Annotated in this window: 17 protein-coding genes; 6 read left to right on the top strand and 11 right to left on the bottom strand. The window is 38.5% G+C overall.

Features of this window, described 5'->3' with window-relative positions; all coding sequences use genetic code 11:
• Positions 1-305 precede the first annotated feature (305 nt).
• The 4 genes from H5117_RS15910 to H5117_RS15895 form a co-directional block, all read right to left on the bottom strand.
• The gene (locus H5117_RS15910) at positions 306-2,960 is read right to left on the bottom strand and encodes a hypothetical protein (protein ID WP_182738640.1); all 2,655 of its coding nucleotides are present in this window, start codon (positions 2,958-2,960) and stop codon (positions 306-308) included.
• A 188-nt stretch (positions 2,961-3,148) separates the two neighbouring features.
• Complete coding sequence (locus H5117_RS15905) at positions 3,149-4,150, bottom strand: branched-chain amino acid aminotransferase (protein WP_257983256.1); 1,002 nt, start codon at positions 4,148-4,150, stop codon at positions 3,149-3,151.
• Positions 4,151-4,341: 191 nt separating this feature from the next.
• A complete protein-coding gene (locus H5117_RS15900; protein WP_024606437.1) occupies positions 4,342-5,394 on the bottom strand; it encodes an acyl-CoA desaturase in 1,053 nt (350 codons plus the stop codon).
• A complete protein-coding gene (locus H5117_RS15895; RefSeq protein WP_024606436.1) occupies positions 5,391-6,434 on the bottom strand; it encodes a flavin reductase family protein in 1,044 nt (347 codons plus the stop codon). Before H5117_RS15895 ends, H5117_RS15900 begins: the two co-directional genes overlap by 4 nt.
• A gap of 267 nt (positions 6,435-6,701) precedes the next feature.
• Between H5117_RS15895 and H5117_RS15890 the strand changes: the two genes are divergently transcribed.
• The 5 genes from H5117_RS15890 to H5117_RS15870 all read left to right on the top strand — a co-directional run bounded on the left by H5117_RS15890 (position 6,702) and on the right by H5117_RS15870 (position 11,161).
• Positions 6,702-7,877 (top strand): PQQ-dependent sugar dehydrogenase, encoded by a 1,176-nt coding sequence (locus tag H5117_RS15890; protein ID WP_182738639.1) that lies wholly within the window; start codon positions 6,702-6,704, stop codon positions 7,875-7,877.
• A gap of 153 nt (positions 7,878-8,030) precedes the next feature.
• A complete protein-coding gene (locus H5117_RS15885) occupies positions 8,031-8,210 on the top strand; it encodes a DUF6435 family protein (protein WP_007375469.1) in 180 nt (59 codons plus the stop codon).
• A 614-nt stretch (positions 8,211-8,824) separates the two neighbouring features.
• Positions 8,825-9,112 carry a hypothetical protein gene (locus H5117_RS15880; protein ID WP_024606435.1) on the top strand — a complete coding sequence of 96 codons (288 nt, stop codon included), beginning with the start codon at positions 8,825-8,827 and terminating at the stop codon, positions 9,110-9,112.
• 86 nt (positions 9,113-9,198) lie between these two features.
• Positions 9,199-9,678 carry a hypothetical protein gene (locus tag H5117_RS15875; RefSeq protein ID WP_024606434.1) on the top strand — a complete coding sequence of 160 codons (480 nt, stop codon included), beginning with the start codon at positions 9,199-9,201 and terminating at the stop codon, positions 9,676-9,678.
• 730 nt (positions 9,679-10,408) lie between these two features.
• The gene (locus H5117_RS15870; protein ID WP_024606432.1) at positions 10,409-11,161 is read left to right on the top strand and encodes a DUF5677 domain-containing protein; all 753 of its coding nucleotides are present in this window, start codon (positions 10,409-10,411) and stop codon (positions 11,159-11,161) included.
• A gap of 387 nt (positions 11,162-11,548) precedes the next feature.
• Here H5117_RS15870 and H5117_RS15865 read toward each other — a convergent pair whose 3' ends face one another.
• From H5117_RS15865 to H5117_RS15835, 7 genes are all read right to left on the bottom strand, one after another.
• Positions 11,549-12,001, bottom strand: coding sequence for a GNAT family N-acetyltransferase (locus tag H5117_RS15865; protein WP_182738638.1), 453 nt, complete (start codon positions 11,999-12,001; stop codon positions 11,549-11,551).
• 60 nt (positions 12,002-12,061) lie between these two features.
• Complete coding sequence (locus tag H5117_RS15860; protein ID WP_182738637.1) at positions 12,062-12,655, bottom strand: DUF2238 domain-containing protein; 594 nt, start codon at positions 12,653-12,655, stop codon at positions 12,062-12,064.
• 61 nt (positions 12,656-12,716) lie between these two features.
• Positions 12,717-13,508 carry an SDR family oxidoreductase gene (locus H5117_RS15855; protein ID WP_182738636.1) on the bottom strand — a complete coding sequence of 264 codons (792 nt, stop codon included), beginning with the start codon at positions 13,506-13,508 and terminating at the stop codon, positions 12,717-12,719.
• Positions 13,509-13,567: 59 nt separating this feature from the next.
• Positions 13,568-14,071, bottom strand: a complete 504-nt coding sequence (locus tag H5117_RS15850; RefSeq protein ID WP_182738635.1) for a DUF962 domain-containing protein — start codon at positions 14,069-14,071, stop codon at positions 13,568-13,570.
• An 84-nt stretch (positions 14,072-14,155) separates the two neighbouring features.
• A complete protein-coding gene (locus tag H5117_RS15845; protein ID WP_182711611.1) occupies positions 14,156-14,563 on the bottom strand; it encodes a hypothetical protein in 408 nt (135 codons plus the stop codon).
• A 71-nt stretch (positions 14,564-14,634) separates the two neighbouring features.
• Positions 14,635-15,309, bottom strand: a complete 675-nt coding sequence (locus tag H5117_RS15840; RefSeq protein ID WP_182738634.1) for a Crp/Fnr family transcriptional regulator — start codon at positions 15,307-15,309, stop codon at positions 14,635-14,637.
• A gap of 3 nt (positions 15,310-15,312) precedes the next feature.
• Complete coding sequence (locus tag H5117_RS15835; protein WP_182738633.1) at positions 15,313-15,984, bottom strand: hypothetical protein; 672 nt, start codon at positions 15,982-15,984, stop codon at positions 15,313-15,315.
• A 676-nt stretch (positions 15,985-16,660) separates the two neighbouring features.
• On the opposite strand from H5117_RS15835, the gene H5117_RS15830 reads away from it, so the two are divergent.
• On the top strand, positions 16,661-19,627 hold the full coding sequence (locus H5117_RS15830; protein ID WP_182738632.1) for a TonB-dependent receptor: 2,967 nt from the start codon (positions 16,661-16,663) through the stop codon (positions 19,625-19,627).
• Positions 19,628-19,709 lie beyond the last annotated feature (82 nt).

The raw sequence follows: 19,709 nt of genomic DNA, 5'->3' as shown, positions 1-19,709 counted from the left end.
ATTATATCAACGGATATTACAACAACGTTAGGCCGCATCATTATAATGCCGGTTTAGCGCCAAATGAATCTGAGGTTAGATATCAAGATTCTAAAACTGTGGCCAAATTTTATTGACCACTACATTATTAGTTTTTTCGTAAAGCTCAATCCACTTTAAACGTTGTTTAATTTCTTTGTTCATAGCGTCATAGTATATTGAAACGATCTCTATGAATCACACACTTAATTACAAGCTAATCAATTCTATCTTGACCAAACCTTCGATATCTTTATAGCTGAAAACCATTCCCTATCACTTTTTGATTAATTTAGCGGCATTATTGTAGTGGTCAATAATTTTTGCATACGCTGAGCGTCGGGATGCTGATGCTCAACCATCACACTACATAAAGATTCAGTAAATTCTTTTTTAAGAATTGGCGTTGCATTTAGACCTGGCTTTGTCAAAGCTAATACCTCATATGGACTTGGTGCTAAATGAATATCCTTCCAAATACTTCGATACAAATCATATTGTAAATGCTCTGGTAATTTATTAGATTGAATTAAAGCCTTCATTAGCGTTAAATCTCCCACAGACCATAAATGAATTAACGTTTTTTCAAGTACCGAAATAGCTCTATGTTTGTACGCAGTAAATTGAATATTAATGTATATATCACTAGAGAACTTTTCCCATAACTCGTGTGGTACATGCATCTTTAAGTTAGCAACCTGTGAGATTATCCATATAATATCAACATAGCAGCCTTGATGATTCATAAGCTGTTTGATTTTATGACACCAAGTTTCTAATTGAGACGCTAGCGAATTACTATAACCTTCAACCTCCAGCGTGCCTTTCAAAAAACCAAAGTAAACAGAAATATTGTCAGATGGAAATCTAAATACCTTACTAGCAGTTTTAGTTATAGCTTGCTGTGCCTCTTCGCGATCAGCTTTTGAAAGGTGGCAACTTAAGCGCGCTAAACTAAAATACGATGACCAAATCCATTGAGGAAATATTTTTGATATTTCTATAATTAATGTATTAAATAAGTTTAAGGTTAATTTTTCTGGCGAGGTCATTAAAAAACTTAAAATATCTTCAACCGGTTCAGCGCCATATTCAACATTACTCCATCTTTTACGTCCCGTATTCACCGAAGGTAATAAAGCAACTGCAGCCTCAAGTTCGCCAACTATTAAATAAAGCTTAATTAAAGCACATCGATCATCAAACGACTTTTGATATTTTTTTAGCTTTACAGCTTTCAAAACCGCCTCTACAAGTTGTTTATCTTGCCAATGATCAGTTACTAATTGCAACAACAAGGCAATTGTTGTGCAAGCTTTTATTGCACTTTTAATATCAGAAACTTCGCCTAAGTAGGGCAATGGTTTTGCGTTAGTTTCTTTATCCGCAATTGTAATAAAGGGTTTGCCTGCACTGTTCCCTCTTCGATAACGAGGTACCCACTCTTTCTTTGAAGTTGTTTTCCCCAGATGGCCAAGAATACGTGCGGCATTATGTAAATTGTCGTGTAAAACCCAATGAGCAATAAAAAGGGTCAGCGGCTCTGTTCTTTCGTGTTCAATATAGAACTTTTCAGCCTTGGCAAGTAAGTCAGGGGTTAAAAAGGGCAAAAACCTTTTTGTGTAAGTACCAAATTTATCCCCTTCTGGATAACCTCGATTTAAATATGGCAAAACTCTTTCAGGTTGACGCCACACAAACCACCAAGCACCTTCCACTAATGCTTCTTCATGGCTCCAATCAAGCTCTTCATAAAATTGATTCAACTGCTCATCTGGCAAACAAAGCTGGCATCCGAGTAAAAAGCGATTATAGGCAGGAGTATGATATCTATTTTCATTATCTTCTTGAGCCATTCTTAATGCCACTTCAGCAGTCATATCTTTTCCCGCTATAATTGCATTTGCTAACTCTTCATCAGAAGAAACTTTTTTAAGTGGTTTACTATCAATATAATTATTGAGAGCTTGAAGAGGATCATCAATACCTGTCCAAACTAATCCAATCGATTCAATAATGGGTTGTAACTCTGAAATTGGTTTTTCTAAGCAATGAAACTCGGCTAATTGCAATGCAACAATAGCTCGTTGTTTTAAGTCTGTATCATGTATATTAGGAGTAAGTGTTTTTGCAATTTCAAGCCATCCATTGTGCTTTATCCGACCTGCAACTTTGGCTGCGGCAACTTGAGCAGTATATGTACCAAAGGAGCGAACATCTTTCGTTGCACGATGACGAGAGAGCCTTAGCAATCCTTTAAAGCTTACTTGTACAGCAGCGTGTTCACTGTCTAAATCAAGATCACTAAACCCTTTAATCGCATTAGCAAACGCACAGGCTTCCTCTCCCCCATCTTGAATCATTGGACGATACGACCCCACTTTTGCTAATGTCATTAGCGCCTGCTCTTTAACATCACCCTCTGACAACCCAGAAATAACTTTAACCCACGTTTCAGACAAACTTTCTCTATAATAAGCATCTATTTTATTTACCAAAGGTAATGCTTTAGCGTGTAAACCTAGTCGGCAGCGCTCATTAACAACACTAATAAGTAAGCTGTCACCTCTTTGATATTGATTACGGTAAAGAACATCATCATCAGGTAATAAAGCACACACATCTTTTTCCCAAACCGATGCAATCTCATGATAGATATTTGAAGTGTCTACAGATCCAATAGGTACATTCTCGCGAAGTGCTTCCGTAAATAGAGTTAATAGGGATGGGTCTGCGCCCAACTTAACATGCTGTATTTCAAGAATAACAACACTAAGTAGGTACTGTAATTCATTAAGGTCTTGTAAAGCAGCTACTGCAGCGCTTACATCCCCTTGTTTTACACTTTCAAGCGCTGTCAAAAAAGGCTTACAACCTTCTTCTACTTTAGTATTTATCAACTTTTCGGCAAAGTCATACCAATCAAAATTAATTGAATCCAAAACTAATTCCCTTTATTAATATTTTAATACTGATGAGTCAAATACTTAGATATATTTTGAAATGCTTAAACAGACCAAGGTGTCTACTAAAACTAAGTGGCTACACTATATGTGTGAAAATGCCTCTATACACGAATCTGCCATAAAAAAATCCGATATTAGAAAACTAATATCGGATTATTAAGTCATTAAATTTTAGTTAACCAGCCGTGTTTATCTTCACTTTTACCCCATTGAATATCGTTCAATGCTTGGCGAAGGCGCGCGGTCGTTGGGCCTGGCTCGCCAGTACCTACTTTGTATTCTTTATCGTTATGAATAAATGTACCCACAGCAGTTAGCACAGCTGCAGTACCCGAAAGCGCGGCTTCAGTACCTGGTTTAGCAGCACGCTCTAATAGCTCAGTAACGCTAAAGTTACGCTCGCTTACCGTCATACCTAAATCTTTGGCTATGGTTAAAATACTATTACGCGTTACACCATGTAAAAACGTGCTATCAAGCGCTTTAGTAATAATTTCGTTGCCATCAATAAGTATAAAGTTAGCAGCACCGGTTTCTTGTACATCGCCACCTGGGCAAAATAAAATTTGGTCTGCCTGATACTTAGTTCGTGCAGCACTAATAGGTGCTAGAGCACTGGCGTAGTTACCACCACTTTTTACCATACCCATGTGCGGAGCGCAGCGCATGCCATCTTCTTCGAGTAGTACACGCAGTGCAGTTGCACCACCGGCAAAGTAATCTCCTACTGGCGATAGTAATGTATACAAAAGCGAGCTCATTGATGGCGCTGCTGCTTTACCAATTGCCGCCTCAGTACCAATGTGCGTTGGGCGAATATACATAGAACCCGGCGGTAATGGCGTTTCATCTGCGTATTCACGCATAATATCGATAATCATCGTTTTTAGCATATCGCTGTCAAAACTCGGTAAGCTTAATAGCGCTGAGCTTTGTTGCATACGTGCAATGTTTGCATCCATTCTAAAAAGATAAACAGAACCATCTTCATGGCGAAAGGCTTTTAAGCCTTCAAAACATGTACTTGAATAATGAAGAACGTGCGCACCAGCATGAAGTTCAAGTTTATCGGAAGGGACAATTGAGCTTTCGCTCCATTTATTATCAGAAAAACGAGCTTGAATCATCTGCGGCATAAACACGGTACCAAATGCGGCCATTTTAATCTCTCTTGTGTGGTCTATTTTCCTCCATTGTATGACAATCACACGCTATTTAACCATAGCTAAAGTAAGGCTTTTTTAATTAACTATGAGAAATTTTTGCAAGTGCTGTTTACTAATCAACCGCATTGGGTGCTATAAACAAAAAAATCGGCTAATGCAGTTGCACTAGCCGATTCTTAAAGGTAAATAATTTACTTGAACGAATATCTAATAATACGTTTTAGCACCGAGGTATACTGTTTAAAAAAGCTACCTGTATGGTAATCAATACCGTGTTTTTTCAAAACGGCTTGTACTTGAGGTGCAACTTCTTGGTAGCGCGAAGACGGCATATCTGGAAATAAGTGATGCTCTATTTGGCAGCTCAAATGCCCCGTTAAAACATGAAACCAATGCGACCCTTTAATATTAGACGAGCCCAGTACTTGGCGATAATACCACTGCCCTTGCGTTTCGTTTACGCAGTCTTCTTGTTTAAAGGTTTCTGTCTCTTCGGTAAAGTGACCACAAAATATTATGGTCGACGTCCATAAATTACGGATTAAGTTAGCTACCAAGTTACCCGCTAATACCCATAAAAATAAAGGCCCTGCAAGTAACGGAAATATCGCATAATCTTTAATTAACTGGCGAGCGCCTTTACTAAAAAAGCGCTGCTTTAATGTAGAGTGTGATACAAGCCCTTCACGGTTTTCTTTCTTTTTACCGATAAAAACACGCTCTGCAGCTAACTCGTGATACGACACGCCCCACTGAAATAACACACTTAAATTAATATATGTAAAAAACTGCCATACATTTTTAAAGCGCCATTTAAAATCATCGCTTAAACGCAACAAGCCATAACCAAAGTCTCTGTCTTTACCAATAATATTAGTATACGTATGGTGTTCAAAGTTATGAACGCGGTGCCAACTTTGTCCATCGCACGCTATGTCCCACTCATAATGTTGTGAGTTAAGTTGCTTGTCGTTCATCCAATCGTATTGACCATGCATTACATTGTGGCCAATTTCCATATTGTCTAAAATTTTAGCAAGCGCTAATAGCAGCACGCCTGCAACCCACAATAGTGGCTGAATAAAACCAAGCATAAGCAAAATTCGCCCGCTCCATTCACACACTCGCTGTTTGCGCACAACAGAGCGAATGTAGTCAGCATCTTGTTGGCCAACTTTGCCAAGGGTGTCCATTTTAATGGCATCTAGCTCGCTTGCGAGCATGTCGTAGTTAATGTTTTTCATAATTGTAACTCCAAATCACTAACAGGTTGGCTTACGCAAAGTTGTATTAATTGCTCGCCGTTGTCACTCAATTCACCTGTTTTTAAATTACGTACCACGCCTGACTTTTTAATACATTGGCATTGATGGCAAATACCAATACCGCAACCGCGTTTAACGGGGAGCTTTTTTTCTTCAAACTGAGTCAGTAAAACATCGTTGCCCGATACAACATGGGCACTGGCGTTAATTTTCACATTAAATTGGCTGTCGTCGTTTAAGCTAGGCAGCGCCAAACCAAATGCTTCTTGGTAGTAATTTAGCTTATGCGTTTTAGCAAAATCGCTCACCGTCTGCATAAATGCAGCAGGGCCACAGCAGTATATGTCTGGGTTTTCCCACGGCTTAATATTGCTGGTTATATCGCTTGATTGCTCACGCGTTAATAATAAAAACGAAAAATGCTCAAATTGCGCTGCCAACTCACTTAGCTCATCAACACATTGATGCTCAGTGGCTTTTGCGTAATACACTAACGAGACTTTTTGCGTAGTTTGGCCTAAGTAATCATCAAGCATAGCCAGCATAGGTGTTATACCCGACCCACCGGCAACAAAAGTAGCCGGTGTATGTGTATTTTTAAATACAAAGTCGCCGTTTGGCGCAGAAATATTGCACCACAAACCCGCTTTTAATGCGCTACTGAGTAAACCTGTAAAGCGCCCTTGCGCATTTATTTTGATTAGTAAGCGCACCAAACCTGTATTTTTAAATTGCTGAGCGCTTGAGGCCACGGTAAAAACGCGTGTTAATAATCGCCCATTAATTTCAAGCGTTAAACTTATATGCTGCCCTGACGTATGCGCCTGCCATTGTTTGCTTGGCTTAAGTTGCACACTTAAAAAACCGCCATCAAGTACAGCTGTACTAACTACTTGCGCTCTAAACTGCCCTGCACGCCAAGCAGGTTTAAACACCTGCATTACGGGCTCTATGTAGCCTGCAAAACTTTGATGGTGTAAAAACCATTTTGAAAATTGGTTTAATACTTGAGTCATCATGGTTAAATCTCTATCAAATCTTAATTGCTTTGAACTTACACGTGTACGCCCAAACTTCAGCGCACAAGTGTACGCTCAAATTTCAAGTTTTCAACCCCAATAGAGTAATTATTCAATTTTTTTATTAGCGCTAATTGCTAAAACAATTTCCTGTGAAGAGGTAATTTTATAAATAGAAGTGTGTGTTTTTCATTCAACTCAACACTTAACAAATTTATTTATGCCATGATAAGGTTGTGTAAGGTTAGATTAATTTTGGAAGCCATAATGATAAATTTAAGATCACATAACACTCACCCTAAACTAATAAGTGCAGGCTTAGCCGTTGCTATATTTGCTATTAACGCACCCGCGCATGCAAAAAGCGATTACGTAAAAAACTATAAACAGCTCGATACTTTATCGCTTAGCGTTAACGCAGTAACAGCGGCAGAAGGTGTAGTTATACCTTGGGCTATTGAGCCTTTAGCTAATGGTGATTTACTAATATCTGAGCGCAGTGGAGCGTTATTTTTATTACCTAAAAATACCACTAAATTAACTAAAGTGAAGGGCCTACCAAACATTGATGCAAATGGCCAAGGTGGATTACTTGATTTAGCACTACACACCGACAGTAAACAAAACCAATGGCTGTACTTTAGTTACGCAAGTAGTGAGGGCAAAGGAAGCGGAAGTAACACCGCCTTAATGCGCGCCAAGCTAAGTGACGATCATATGCAGTTGTCTGATCAGCAATTGCTATACAAAGGCGAGAATAATAGTACCAAAGGCCAACACTACGGCAGCCGTATTGTGTTTGATGATGAAGGTTATGTTTATTTTTCAATTGGCGATCGCGGCTCGCGCGACATAAACCCACAAGATCTCACCCGTGATGGCGGTAAAATTTATCGCTTACACGAAAATGGTAATATCCCAAGTGATAATCCGTTTGTTGAACAAAAAAATGCAAAACATGCGGTATGGTCTTATGGACACCGTAATCCACAAGGTATGTGGATTGATAATCAAAATAATATTTTATGGTCTCACGAACACGGGCCACGCGGCGGCGATGAACTTAATATAATAAAAAAAGGCGCTAACTACGGATGGCCTTTGGTCAGTTATGGCGTTAACTACAGCGGCACCAAGTTTACCGACCTTAAAGAAAAAGACGGCATGCAATCGCCTGTATTACACTGGACCCCTTCAATTGCCCCTTCCGATATGTTGTATGTAACGAGTGATAAATACCCAAAGCTTAAAGGTAAGCTATTATTAGCATCAATGAAATTTGCATTTATTAGCGCATTGGAAATCTCAAAGGGTAAGGTTGTTAAGCAATATAAAGTACTCGATGGAATAGGCAGAGTACGCAGCTTAGCCCAAGGCAGTGATGGTTTTATTTATTTAGGTATTGATGGGCAAGGTATTAAACGCCTAGAGCCAGAAACGTAAGCACTAAAACTAGCACACAGTACGTTAATAATTACACCCTGTTTACTTTGCGCTTTTAAAGCGAAAAGTAAACATTTTCACCAAACAAAGAACTATTAAGCCCATTAATGCGTACACTAACTACATATAATTTAATAAATTAAGAGAATACTAATGTTTTCATTTTTAAAGCCTGATCCCGTAAAAAAACTGCGTAAAGAATACGACGTAAAGCTTGAGCAAGGCATGCAGGCACAAAGAAAAGGCGACATTAAAAGCTTCGCTATGTTAAGTGCAGAAGCCGAAAAAATCTGGAGTGAAATAGAAACTCTAGAGGCTAAAAAAGCCAAATAATACCAATCGTGTTAAGTTATTAGACATTTATAGCGACGGATAAATAGAGTGATAACAAGGCGTAAATTTCGATATGTAGTTGTTCTACATGAGAAGTTTATAACGCCGTTAACGCTTTATTTAGCACGCTAGAAAGGCTAAATATTTAAGTCGACTGGTATAAGTATACTTAAACGCGTCTCCCCTGTTTCAAAAAAAGGAAGACGCGTTTAGTAAATAATTCATGACCTCGTTTTACTGCTTCCACCATCCGTAAACCATCTTATATAATATGCTTACACAAACAAGTGTACTTAAAGCGGTTACTTGCATTATCGCCACCGTTTTTTAGTGACTATTAAATGATTTAAATCGGATTTGGTTTTCATTTTAAATATTTAATTGCTGTATTTATGTACCGCGCTGGCGTTTTTCTTCCTAAGTCTAAAAATGAGGACGTTTTCCTCTTTTCTGCATATTATTAAAAGAACAGCCCGACTTAAAGTTTAATACTCGCAATGTGTTACAGGATTTGTTATTAATATTAAAAATAATTAAAAGGACATACGTTGCTCATAAAAAGAGGAAAGTGTCCTCGATAAAGCTGTTATATGTCAAATAGGTTGTATTGAGAATTGTCATTATATATTCGGAAGGTAACCAATGGGTCTAGCGAAACCTACGCTGTACTTGCGAAAGGGTCATGGAACCTACGCAGCCTAATAGCTGAATTAGAGGTATGGCTTGATAGTGAGGCGGATACTTTACCATCGGGTTTTAAATGGATCGCTGATGTAGGATTTTCACCCCGTGTTGATGCATGTGGCGGCGGCCCGATCTTAAAGGTTGAGCTAATGCAAAAATGTGTTGATTTAAATATAGAAATTTACCTATCCGAGTACACTGAAGATGATGACATATAAAAAAATTCAAGCGGACACTAACAAGAGCGTTCAGCGCTGCTTAATTTGGTGTTAGTGGTCCTTAACAATGGGTTTTCAAATTTAGGATGAATGAAGAGAATGAAAATTACTTTATAGCAAAGTATGTAGCAGGTGCTTGTGAAACTGATGATTTGATCAATTATGCAAATTATAAGTTAAACAATGGCGTTTATTCTGACGAGCTACTGGATATTATTGATGCAGAACCTAAGTGTTGGGGAATTGTTTCACCTCTTTTTGAAAGTCTTATTGCTCAACTACCTTCATTTGAGGATTCAATTAATTTAATAATTAAATATCACTTAAAGTTAATTGCTAGTGAGAAAGTAGACCCATTCATTCAATTTCGGCAGTTGCTAAATGATATTAATAATTTTGATCTATATGAAAACGTGGCTAAGTATGCTGGAGATAATGTAGGGATCGAACATCTTTATGGGTTGTATTACGCAAGAGATGATTTGGATGTAAATGATAATGATGGTGTTGTTGAAATAAGTGTTCTGATGCAAGAAAAATCTAAAAAATGGCTATCGGAACACTAACAAACGCATCAAAGAATTATAGTGACACCCATCCTAATTACCTTGATCCGACTTTCCTTTAAATAAAAAGCGGAGCATTACAGTGAACAAAGGTATGAATAAATTGACCTTACGGGGTCAAATGAAAGTGAATATCTTACTTCACGCTGCGGCAACTGTATTGCCTTGTTCATAATATAGAAAAGCTGCAAAATACGATACATTGAGAAGGGGAAGCCCTTTCAACCTAAAATAAAGCCACTCAAACACCCGTAACCCCTTCAAAAACGCCAATTAAAACAATATCAAACGCTTCAATATTCTGCGTAAAAATACAGTAATCAATTGAACCAAAATAGGAACTCAGCTATGGTTTGTTTATCAATAAATTAAATAATAAAACGAGTTAATCTACAGGCTCGTTCGGGTTACTCAAATATGCTGTTCCAGATAGGAATTATCATTTGCGCTTTAGTTGTAGGATTTATTGAGACTTATTTTTACATGGGCTTCGCTGCACGATTAGCTAGAGACAATAAGGAAATCGGTATAACAAATTTTCGTTTAACTGAAGCACACGAGGCATTTACAAAAGGAAATTGTTGCACAAAACACATTCTTGAAAATGAGTGGTCAAAGTTTAAATGGTGTCGTAGGTTACGTATCTCACTTTTTATTGTCTTTGTGTTATCAATATTCTTTGTAAATAATTAACCAAGTGTAGCCCTAACCAACTGTTTAAAGTGATTCAATGGAAAATTATCACGATTCTTTTAAAAAATATGAGTCTGCGCTTTTAGAATGTACAAAGCTGTCTCAAGAGTGTGCTGGAATACCATCACCAACCAGTTCTCATTTTTATGCTTCGCTATTGTTTACGAAGTTATGTAATTGCGCTCACTCCATTGGTCGCTTGGCTCCAAAACCCCAGCAGATTGGTAAGGATGCTCACTGGGATTATAGTTCTGTTGCATCTTTAACTAGAGATCTTATTGAGTGTTATCTTACTTTTTATTACCTGTGTAGTGATAAGTGCTCAAGTGAAGAGTGGAATGCTCGTTGGCAATTGATGAATCTACACGATCATCTATCAAGGGTTAAAATGTTCAATGCGTTAGGCATGAACTACGAGGAAAAGGAAGAAGCTAAGAGCGTAAAAAATGAAGTCATAGAAAATTTAAAATCAAACAAATGGTTTCGTAAATTATCTGATAAACAACAAACACATTTTTTAAAAGGCAAAAATGCCTTTTTCAAAAGTCAGGATGAAATTCTGACTGCAAGTGGTGGTAACGTCTCAGACTTCAGGTTTAAATACATATTTGCATCTAACCATACCCATACTTTCCCAATGGGCTTCTATAGAATGGCTGATGGTAATAGAGGTCGTGGTGTCGAATCACAAGTAGAGATTCAATATACAGGGCTTTGTTTAGAGTGGGTTTCGGAGTATTTGCTCAAAGCAAAAGCAGAATTCGGCGGTAAATTTAAAAACCAAAAATAGTGTAACCTGCCATGTAACAAGCGCTTCAATAATGATAAATACTAGTTGGCTCCTACGCTGCGCTTCGGATATTTGGCAAGCATTTATAAAAGCGCAAGCTTTGTAGCTACTCTGTGGTGTATATCTTTATTGCTGCCATTATTGCTTTTGGCAAATGATGAAATTTCATAGATCCCAATAATAGCTGTTGTTCTTATAATTGTTTACGGCACAACTATTTCTCTTTTTAGAAGGGATCAGCTATTTGAAGGGACTTGGTGTATGTCAGATGTAGTCGCATATATTTTAGTGCCTATTTGTCTTTTTGCATTTGTCACATATATGATGCTATCAAGCTTAAACACCTAACAAGAACATTAGACGGAATTTGCTCTTCGCCCCCGTTTATTAGGTCTCACGATTATTTTTACCATACACATTCTCAGGATTTATTTGCATTAATAGTGCGGGGTTATCTATTGGTTTAAACCCGTATTGTGCATAAAGCCCGTGGGCATCAGAAGTCGCTAATAAAAAGCGCCTGAGCCCTTGCAGCTCAGGGTGCTCCACTATCGTTTTAATAAGTAACTTACTCAGCCCATTACCTTGCAAGTGCGGGGCAATAAATACATCGGCTAAATAGGCAAAGGTTGCTTTATCGGTCACTACTCGGGCAAAGCCAACTTGTTCGTTATGAGCGCTGTAAACACCAAAGCACATTGAGTTATCAATAGCTGATTGCATCACGCTTTTAGGAATGCCTTTGGCCCAATAGCTGTTAGCAATAAAGTTATAAATAACATTAAAGTTAAGTTTGCTTTTATCTGTGCTGATTGAGTAGTTACTAATTTTTGCTGTCATACGTTAGTAGTCTTTTTTATCAATGTTTTTATAAACATTTCTATAGAACGTTCCTATAGCCTATAAATAATCTTTAACTTTTTTTAGCTGTTTGTCGTGTACTTTTGAAAGTACTAATAGCGAGCAAATAGCCCCAAATAACGCCAGTCCCATATCTGATTGGGTATCCCACACGTAACCTTGCGTGCCTAAAAACGCTTCTGCGTTTTCGCCGCTTAACACTGCAACCCACCATTCTATTAATTCGTAAAACGCGCTAAATGCTAAACATACCGAAATAACAAAAGTGATTAACCAGCCTCGACCATTTACTACTTTTTTGCGCAGTAAAATTTCGCGTGCTAGTAGTGCAGGTACAAACCCTTGAAAAAAGTGCCCTACTTTGTCGTAGTTATTACGCTCGCTACCAAATAGATTATCGAACAAAGGGACTTCGGCGTAGGTGTAATGCCCGCCAATCATCAGCACTATGCAATGCGCTAAAATAAATGTATATAAAATAGGGGTAAGTTTAAAGTGGCTATAGGTGCTTGCCAGCAGCACTAAACCAATAATTGCGGGGATAACTTCAAGCAGCCATGTAAATTGATCTTTTGGGTTAATACCAGACCAAATTAATACAATAAAAAACAGGCTCAGCCATAAATACTTCATTTAGAATCCTTTTCTAAATTGATCAAATTTACGGCATTTTACGCCTTTGAAATAAACGACGCTACCTATAGTTTGTTTTTGCGGTAATGCGATTAAACAAAGTAGGAAAAAAGCGATTAATTGTAGGCGCCCAACCACTCAAACCTTTGCCAATAATCACTTCGTCTTTTTTATTACTTATGGCACGAATCATTTTTGTAGCAGCTACGCTTACATCCATCCCATTTTCTATCGATTCTTCTGGTTTATTTTGAGCTATTCCCTGCTCGTTTAATGAGTTATGCGCAATTGCTGTTTTAATAGAGCCTGGGCAAATTGTTAAACAATGAATGTTATGTTGTGCTACTTCTGCACGTAGGCAATCCATAAAACCAACAACCGCATATTTGGAACCCGAATAACCCGTTCTAAATTTTGAACCAACTTTACCCGCCACACTACTAATAGACACAATTGAGCCACTGCGCCTTGCCACCATAGTAGGCAATATAGCTTTAGTAAGTGCAATTAAGCCAAAGTAATTAACCTCCATTAATTGGCGATACACGTTAAAGTCGTTTTCTAAAAATAAACTGCGTTGCGATACGCCGCCGTTATTAATTAAAATATCAATTGTAGGAAGCTCGTTCATTTTTGCTGTTATTGTGCTCAGTACGTGTTCTGGCTGGGCTAAGTCCAGCGGCACAACTAAGTGCCCTTCGCCTTTAAGCGTTGCTTTTAAATCGTTTAGTTTATCTACATTGCGCGCCGATAAAATAACGCGCGCTCCAAGCTCGGCAAATTGTATAGCAAGCTCTTTGCCAATACCTGATGATGCGCCGGTGATCCACACGGTTTTATTATTATATTGCATGCCCTATCTGCCTTTTATTGTTATTTATTAGGTTTTATTAAAGTACTTAGTAATGTATTTTACGCTTTTGTAGGGCCTGCTATTGCGTTTACTTCATCTTCTAATGTTTTGTAAAAGCCCATTAAAAATAATAGTTCAACAGTTACGTACAAAGGGCCAATAATTAAGCCAATTAAATCATCTACAAACGCCGGTTTTTTACCTTCGTAATAGTGCCCAATAAACTGCAGTACCCAGCCAAATACAAACACACCTACGCCAATACTCAACCACGGCCAAAGCGCCATTGCCGCAATAGGCTGAGCACCAACAAGGAGTAAGGTGAATATTACGGCCATAATAAAGCCAAGCGAAAAGCTCAGCATAAAATAATAAACAACCGACGCTAATACAAAAAGTTGTGCACCATCAATTACTACGCTACCAAGGGGTATTTGAATGCGCGCTAGTAAACACAACGCTGCAAATACAATGAGCGGAATACCAAAAAAGTGCGTTAGTACATTGCGCTTAGAACGATGATACAAACCATATTTACCAAGTTGCTGTTGAAGTGTTTTCATTGTTTTGCCTTTATTTTTATATATAAAACTTACTTTAGCAAAAGTAGACACAACAACAATGTCAGGTATCTGACATTTTGTAAATTAAACAAATGCAGAAATTATTTTACCCGGCTCATGCTCACCTTGCATATCCGTTCGCTCGCGCCCTTTTTGATACTCTTGCTCAAGCATTTTTTGGAGTTCCTCTATTTTATCAGCAATTGCGCTAGGGTCTGCGCCCTCACTTTGCTGTTCTTTAATGAGCTCTTCTATTGTTGCTTTTAGCTCGTCTATTTTGTTTTTGTTTACACCTAAGCGCTGATAAACCAGCGCTTCTTGAGCACTTTCTAAAAACGTTGGTTCTTTAGGGGCTGAGGTAATGCCTTTAACATCATTTGTTTTTTCGTTAGGGAGGGTATTAGTTGCCGCAACTTCGCTTAGTCCTGCCGCTTTATTTAATGCAGGAGAGTTATAGTTACTATATTGATTTTTAAAGGTTATTGTAGTCATTAGCTCAAATCCATTGTTGCGTTACATTATCTGTAGCAATTTTGGTTCCAACTAAATAAAAAAGTCTCTATTTAAGCTTGTGTAGCACGCGCCTGTAACTTTTGTTTATCTAAAACAGTTATGCGTTGATACCCCAAACTAATGGCTTGTAGGCTAACAAGCTGTTGCAGTATTTGATTAATAGTTTGGCGCGTTAGGTAGGTCATATCAGCAAGTTGCTGCTGAGATAAAACAAGTGGTGTTAAGTGCTCTGTATGCTCGCTGAGCATTAAAAGTCGATTGCATACTTTTTGCTCAGCGCTTAGTAATGCGTGATCTTCCATTGAGGTAAACATTAGGCGTAACTTTTGTGCCAGCAATAAACCAAACTCTTGCCAATATTGTGGCTGTTCGTTTAATAGCTGTTCAAGCTCGCGTTGGGGCACGTAAAAAAGCACAACATCAGTTTGTGCATATACATCATGAGTGCGCAGGCCACCATCAAACAAGGTAACTTCGCCAAACCACAGTGATGAATCAATAAAGCTCAATACAGCTTCTTTGCCTTCGTTACTTACGCCACTAATACGCACCACGCCGCTAAGTACGGCATAAATTCCATCGTGCTTATCACCTCGCAAAAATAATGATTGCTGAGCCTTTAGTGAGAGCGTTTTGCCCTGCGTTAATAAAAAGCTTTTTAAATAAGCGCTACGGTTTTTAAACCAATACCCTTGCTCTATAACGTTTTGCTGCTGTGGAGTCATTATTTACTGCATTTGCTTATTAAATGGCTGTTTTTCGATAACCAATTTTTTAGGGAAATTTAAATCGGTTGCTATAACAAAATCATCGTAAGGATCATTACCCGAAAACAGCTCAGTTATTAATGTATCGTTTTCATAAACATTAACGGTTACACCGCTGCCCATACCGCCTGAGTTAATAATATAGTAGTGATATTCGCCGTTACTAAAAAATAAAATACTCTCGCCAATACGCCCTACTTGCCTGTAGTAACTACCAAATGGTGCATCTGGTGTAGCTTCTTTTTCAAGCCCTATGTCATTAACTCTACCAAATCGATAACTAAGCGATGAGTCATCTTTTGCAACACAAATAGAAAGCACTTTATCGGTAGGCTCTAACTTGTAGGCTGTATTTTCATCTGGGTTACGCACAACTTTATGCATTTTTGCGTTAATGTAGGCTGCTTCATTACTTTTACAATGTGTTGCTAGCATACCGACCACTAAAGCGGGTTCGTGTGTTTGAGCTGCTGAAGGCGTGTTTACTTTGAGATTAGAGGGTGAGTTACTTACATTATTATTTAGCTGAGGACTACCTTGAATTGCCATACTTTGATCGTCACAACCAAACAGAGCAAACAAGAAGAAAGAATAAAAGCTCGCTAAAAATTTAATGCGCATAATAAAATCCATCTATGAGAGAGCCTTTAAAATAGCGATAAAACTAGCGACTCGCAACACCTTATGCGCAATACTTTATAAGTTTATTTTTAAACCATCTTCTGCAAAAACTACGTTACTTTTTAGTGATTTAATTAACGATTTTTTAAACAACTACTGGTTTTTAATGACCGATTAATAAACTGAGATAGAACCGCCGCTTGATGCGTTTTCATCAATTGCGTTGTACATAATCACTACATCGGCATTTTCGCTAAGTTAGCAAATGTACCTATTTTTTGTTGAGTGACCAACGGCCGATTTATTAATTTTAGCTAGTATTAAAAGCTGATTTAAACACCTTATAAAAATGTGTAAATAACTAAATTAATCAATAATTGGTTTTCTTATAATAAAATGTTGTTACCGCACTATTTCAAACGGTTTTTTATAACCAATTGTAATTTATAATTTAAATAAAATTAAATCCAAAAAACATACATTTTAAAAACAATTTAGTCTCATTTTATTAAAACAACAGTTGACCCTATTCAAAATATAAACTAGCATTTCTGGAAGCGCTTCCACAAATTCTAGTCAAACAGATCTTTCTGGAAGCGCTTCCACACATTTGACAATGTTTATAACTACACAATAACAGCCCCATACAAGCTGTTAATAATAATGATAAAAGCGCGAGGGAAACCGAATGTCCAACCATATTGTAAGAAAAACAAAGATAGCGACCAGCCTATCTCTGATTTTAGGTGCATCAATCTCTTTGCCTGTATATGCACAAGAAGCAAATACAGACGTTGAAGTAATCCAAGTTACTGGTTTTAAAAGCAGTATTAAAGAGTCGACTCGTTTAAAACGCGACGCCGCCGGTGTTGTAGATGCTATATCAGCTGAAGATATTGGTAAATTCCCAGATACCAACTTAGCCGAGTCGCTACAGCGTATTACGGGTGTGTCGATTGATCGCTCAAATGGTGAAGGCTCTAAAGTAACGGTTCGTGGTTTTGGCCCCGACTACAATATGGTAACCCTAAACGGGCGTACAATGCCGGCGGCATCTTTGCCTGCAGGCGGTGGTACACCCAGCTCTCGTGCATTTGATTTTGCAAACTTAGCGTCTGATAGCGTTAAATCGGTTGAAGTATATAAAACTGGTAAAGCAAGCATTGCATCAGGTGGTATTGGCGCAACAATTAATATTAATACCGCTCGCCCGCTCGACAACCCAGGCTTTGTTTCAAGCATTGGCGTAAAAGCTTTACACGACTCAACAAACCGCGTTGGTGATGACATAACACCTGAGCTTTCGGGCTTAATTAGCTGGACCGACAGTGAAGCTAAATTTGGTGCCTCGTTAACTGCAAGCATGCAACAACGCGATAGCTCATCAACAGGTGCGTTTGTAAATCAATGGAATACATCAGCTTTTGACGGCACAATCCCACAAGCTGCAGACGATATTGTTTTAACTAATGCACCCGCCGTTGGCCAGCTTTATTCAATGCCATCAGATTTGCGCTACACCATTGCCGACAGAGAACGTACTCGTACAAACGCGCAATTAACGCTGCAATACAGCCCTATTGACGATTTAACAGCCACGCTTGATTACACATATTCTAAGCAAGATTTATTCGAAGCCCGTGCTGAGCAATCAATTTGGATGGATAACTACAAAAGCGCGCTAACGTTTGACGATAACACAGTAAAAACTCCTATTTATTACCGAGAAGAACGTCGCGATCAGCAAACACGCGATTTAGGCTTAGCATTTCAAGAGCTAAACCAAGTTAACCAAAACGATTCTATTGGTTTAAACGTTGAATACTATTTCAATTCAGAATTGAGCTTTATGTTTGATGCGCACAATTCAAAAGCCACTAGCAAACCAGATGCACCTTACGGCAGCTGGGTAAACGCAGGCTTAGGCGCAAACGTAGTTAACGCACAAGAAGTTGATTTTAGCCGCGAACTTCCATCAATGAGTATCGATTTTGATGATTGCCGCCGAGATAACCTAAATTGTAATAACACATTAGATGCCTCTGATGTGGGTACGTCTATTTTAGATTCTAACTTTGCTCGCCAAGAATCTGAAATTACAGAATTTAGAATCCATGGTAAATACGAAATTGAAAACGGTGCAATTGACTTTGGTATAGAGTCTCGCTCTATGGAAAGCCATTCACTGCAATCACTTACACGTAATACTATGGGTAACTGGGGTATAGAAAACCCAGGCGAATTACCTGATGGCTACCTAAACCCAACAAACTTTTTAGCTGAGTTTGACGACTACGATACATCGGGTTCGTACAACCAAGGTTATACCGGCAGCGCATCGCAAATTGGTTACTGGGCAGGTGAAGAATACGGCTTTAACTTTGCAGCCGATGGCGCATTTGCAACTAACCGCACCATTGAAGAAGATATAACCGCAGCGTTTGTGCAATTTACTTACAACGGCTACATTGGCGATATGCCATACAACATTGTAATTGGTGCGCGCCAAGAGTCTACCGACATTACCTCAACGGCTAATATCGATTTACCTAATGCGGTAGCGTGGGAAGGTAATAACGACTTTAACGTTCGTTTTGGCTCAGATAAAGAAGATTTCACCCTTAAATCTAGCTACGATCACTTTTTACCAAGCTTTGACTTTGACATAGAAGTAATCGAAAACGTAAAAGCGCGTTTTTCTTATAGCACTACAATTGCTCGCCCAACTTACGATAACTTAAGTTCAGCAGCGACTGTTGGTGTGCCGGGTGCCCCTACTCTTTTAGCGGGTTCTTCACCGGCTACAGCGTCAACGGGTAACCCTGGCTTAGTGCCGCTAGAATCAGACAATATTGATGTATCGGCTGAGTGGTACTTTGCAGAAACTAGTTATGTGTCGGTAGGTTATTACACTAAAGACATCGAAAACTTTATTGGTTTAACACCAATGACGCAAAACTACTACGGATTACGCGATGCAACAGCGGGTCCTCGCGCACAAGCTGCCATTGCTGAGCTAGAATCTCGCGGACTTGCTCTAACCGATTCAAACTTATTTCAAATGGTTGCCGCAACAGAAAATGGCGTTGATTTTGACTCTATGACTTACGAAGAGTTTGAAGCCGCTTACGATGTAATTGCTAACAGCGATGACCCATTACTAAAATTTACAGCGCAAGTACCTACCAACAATAAAAATGCCACCATTGATGGTTTTGAAATTGCCTTTCAGCACTTTTTTGGTGAAAGCGGTTTTGGTGTGCAAGCAAACTACACCACAGTTAATGGCGACATAGACTTTGATGTAAACGCTGACCCTACTACAACACAATTTGCACTAGTGGGTTTAAGCGATACAGCTAACTTTATTGCAATGTACGAAAACGATGATTTTCAAGCACGTATTGCTTACAACTGGCGTGATAAGTTTTTAAATAGCGCAGCTCGATACGTAAACGAGCCAGGCTTTACTGAAGAATATTATCAAATCGACTTTAATGTTGCGTACAACTACAGCGAACAACTATTGTTTTTTGTTGAAGGCCTTAATATTACTGAACAAAACAGCCGCGAACATGGCCGTACGTCAGTTCAATTGTGGAACCTACAACAGCTAGGTGCACGTTACAATATTGGTATGCGTTACAACTTCTAAAGGTAATACAAAGTAAAGCCGTTAGTTTTTACTAGCGGCTTTTTTGTATTTAAAACAGTATTAATGCTAGTTTAATTGTTAT

This window comes from Pseudoalteromonas sp. SG45-1 (genome assembly GCF_014164135.1).
Taxonomy (GTDB): Bacteria; Pseudomonadota; Gammaproteobacteria; order Enterobacterales; family Alteromonadaceae; genus Pseudoalteromonas; species Pseudoalteromonas distincta.
The sequence above is the reverse complement of the archived record's forward strand: the minus strand, read 5'-3'. Positions and strand labels throughout refer to the sequence as shown.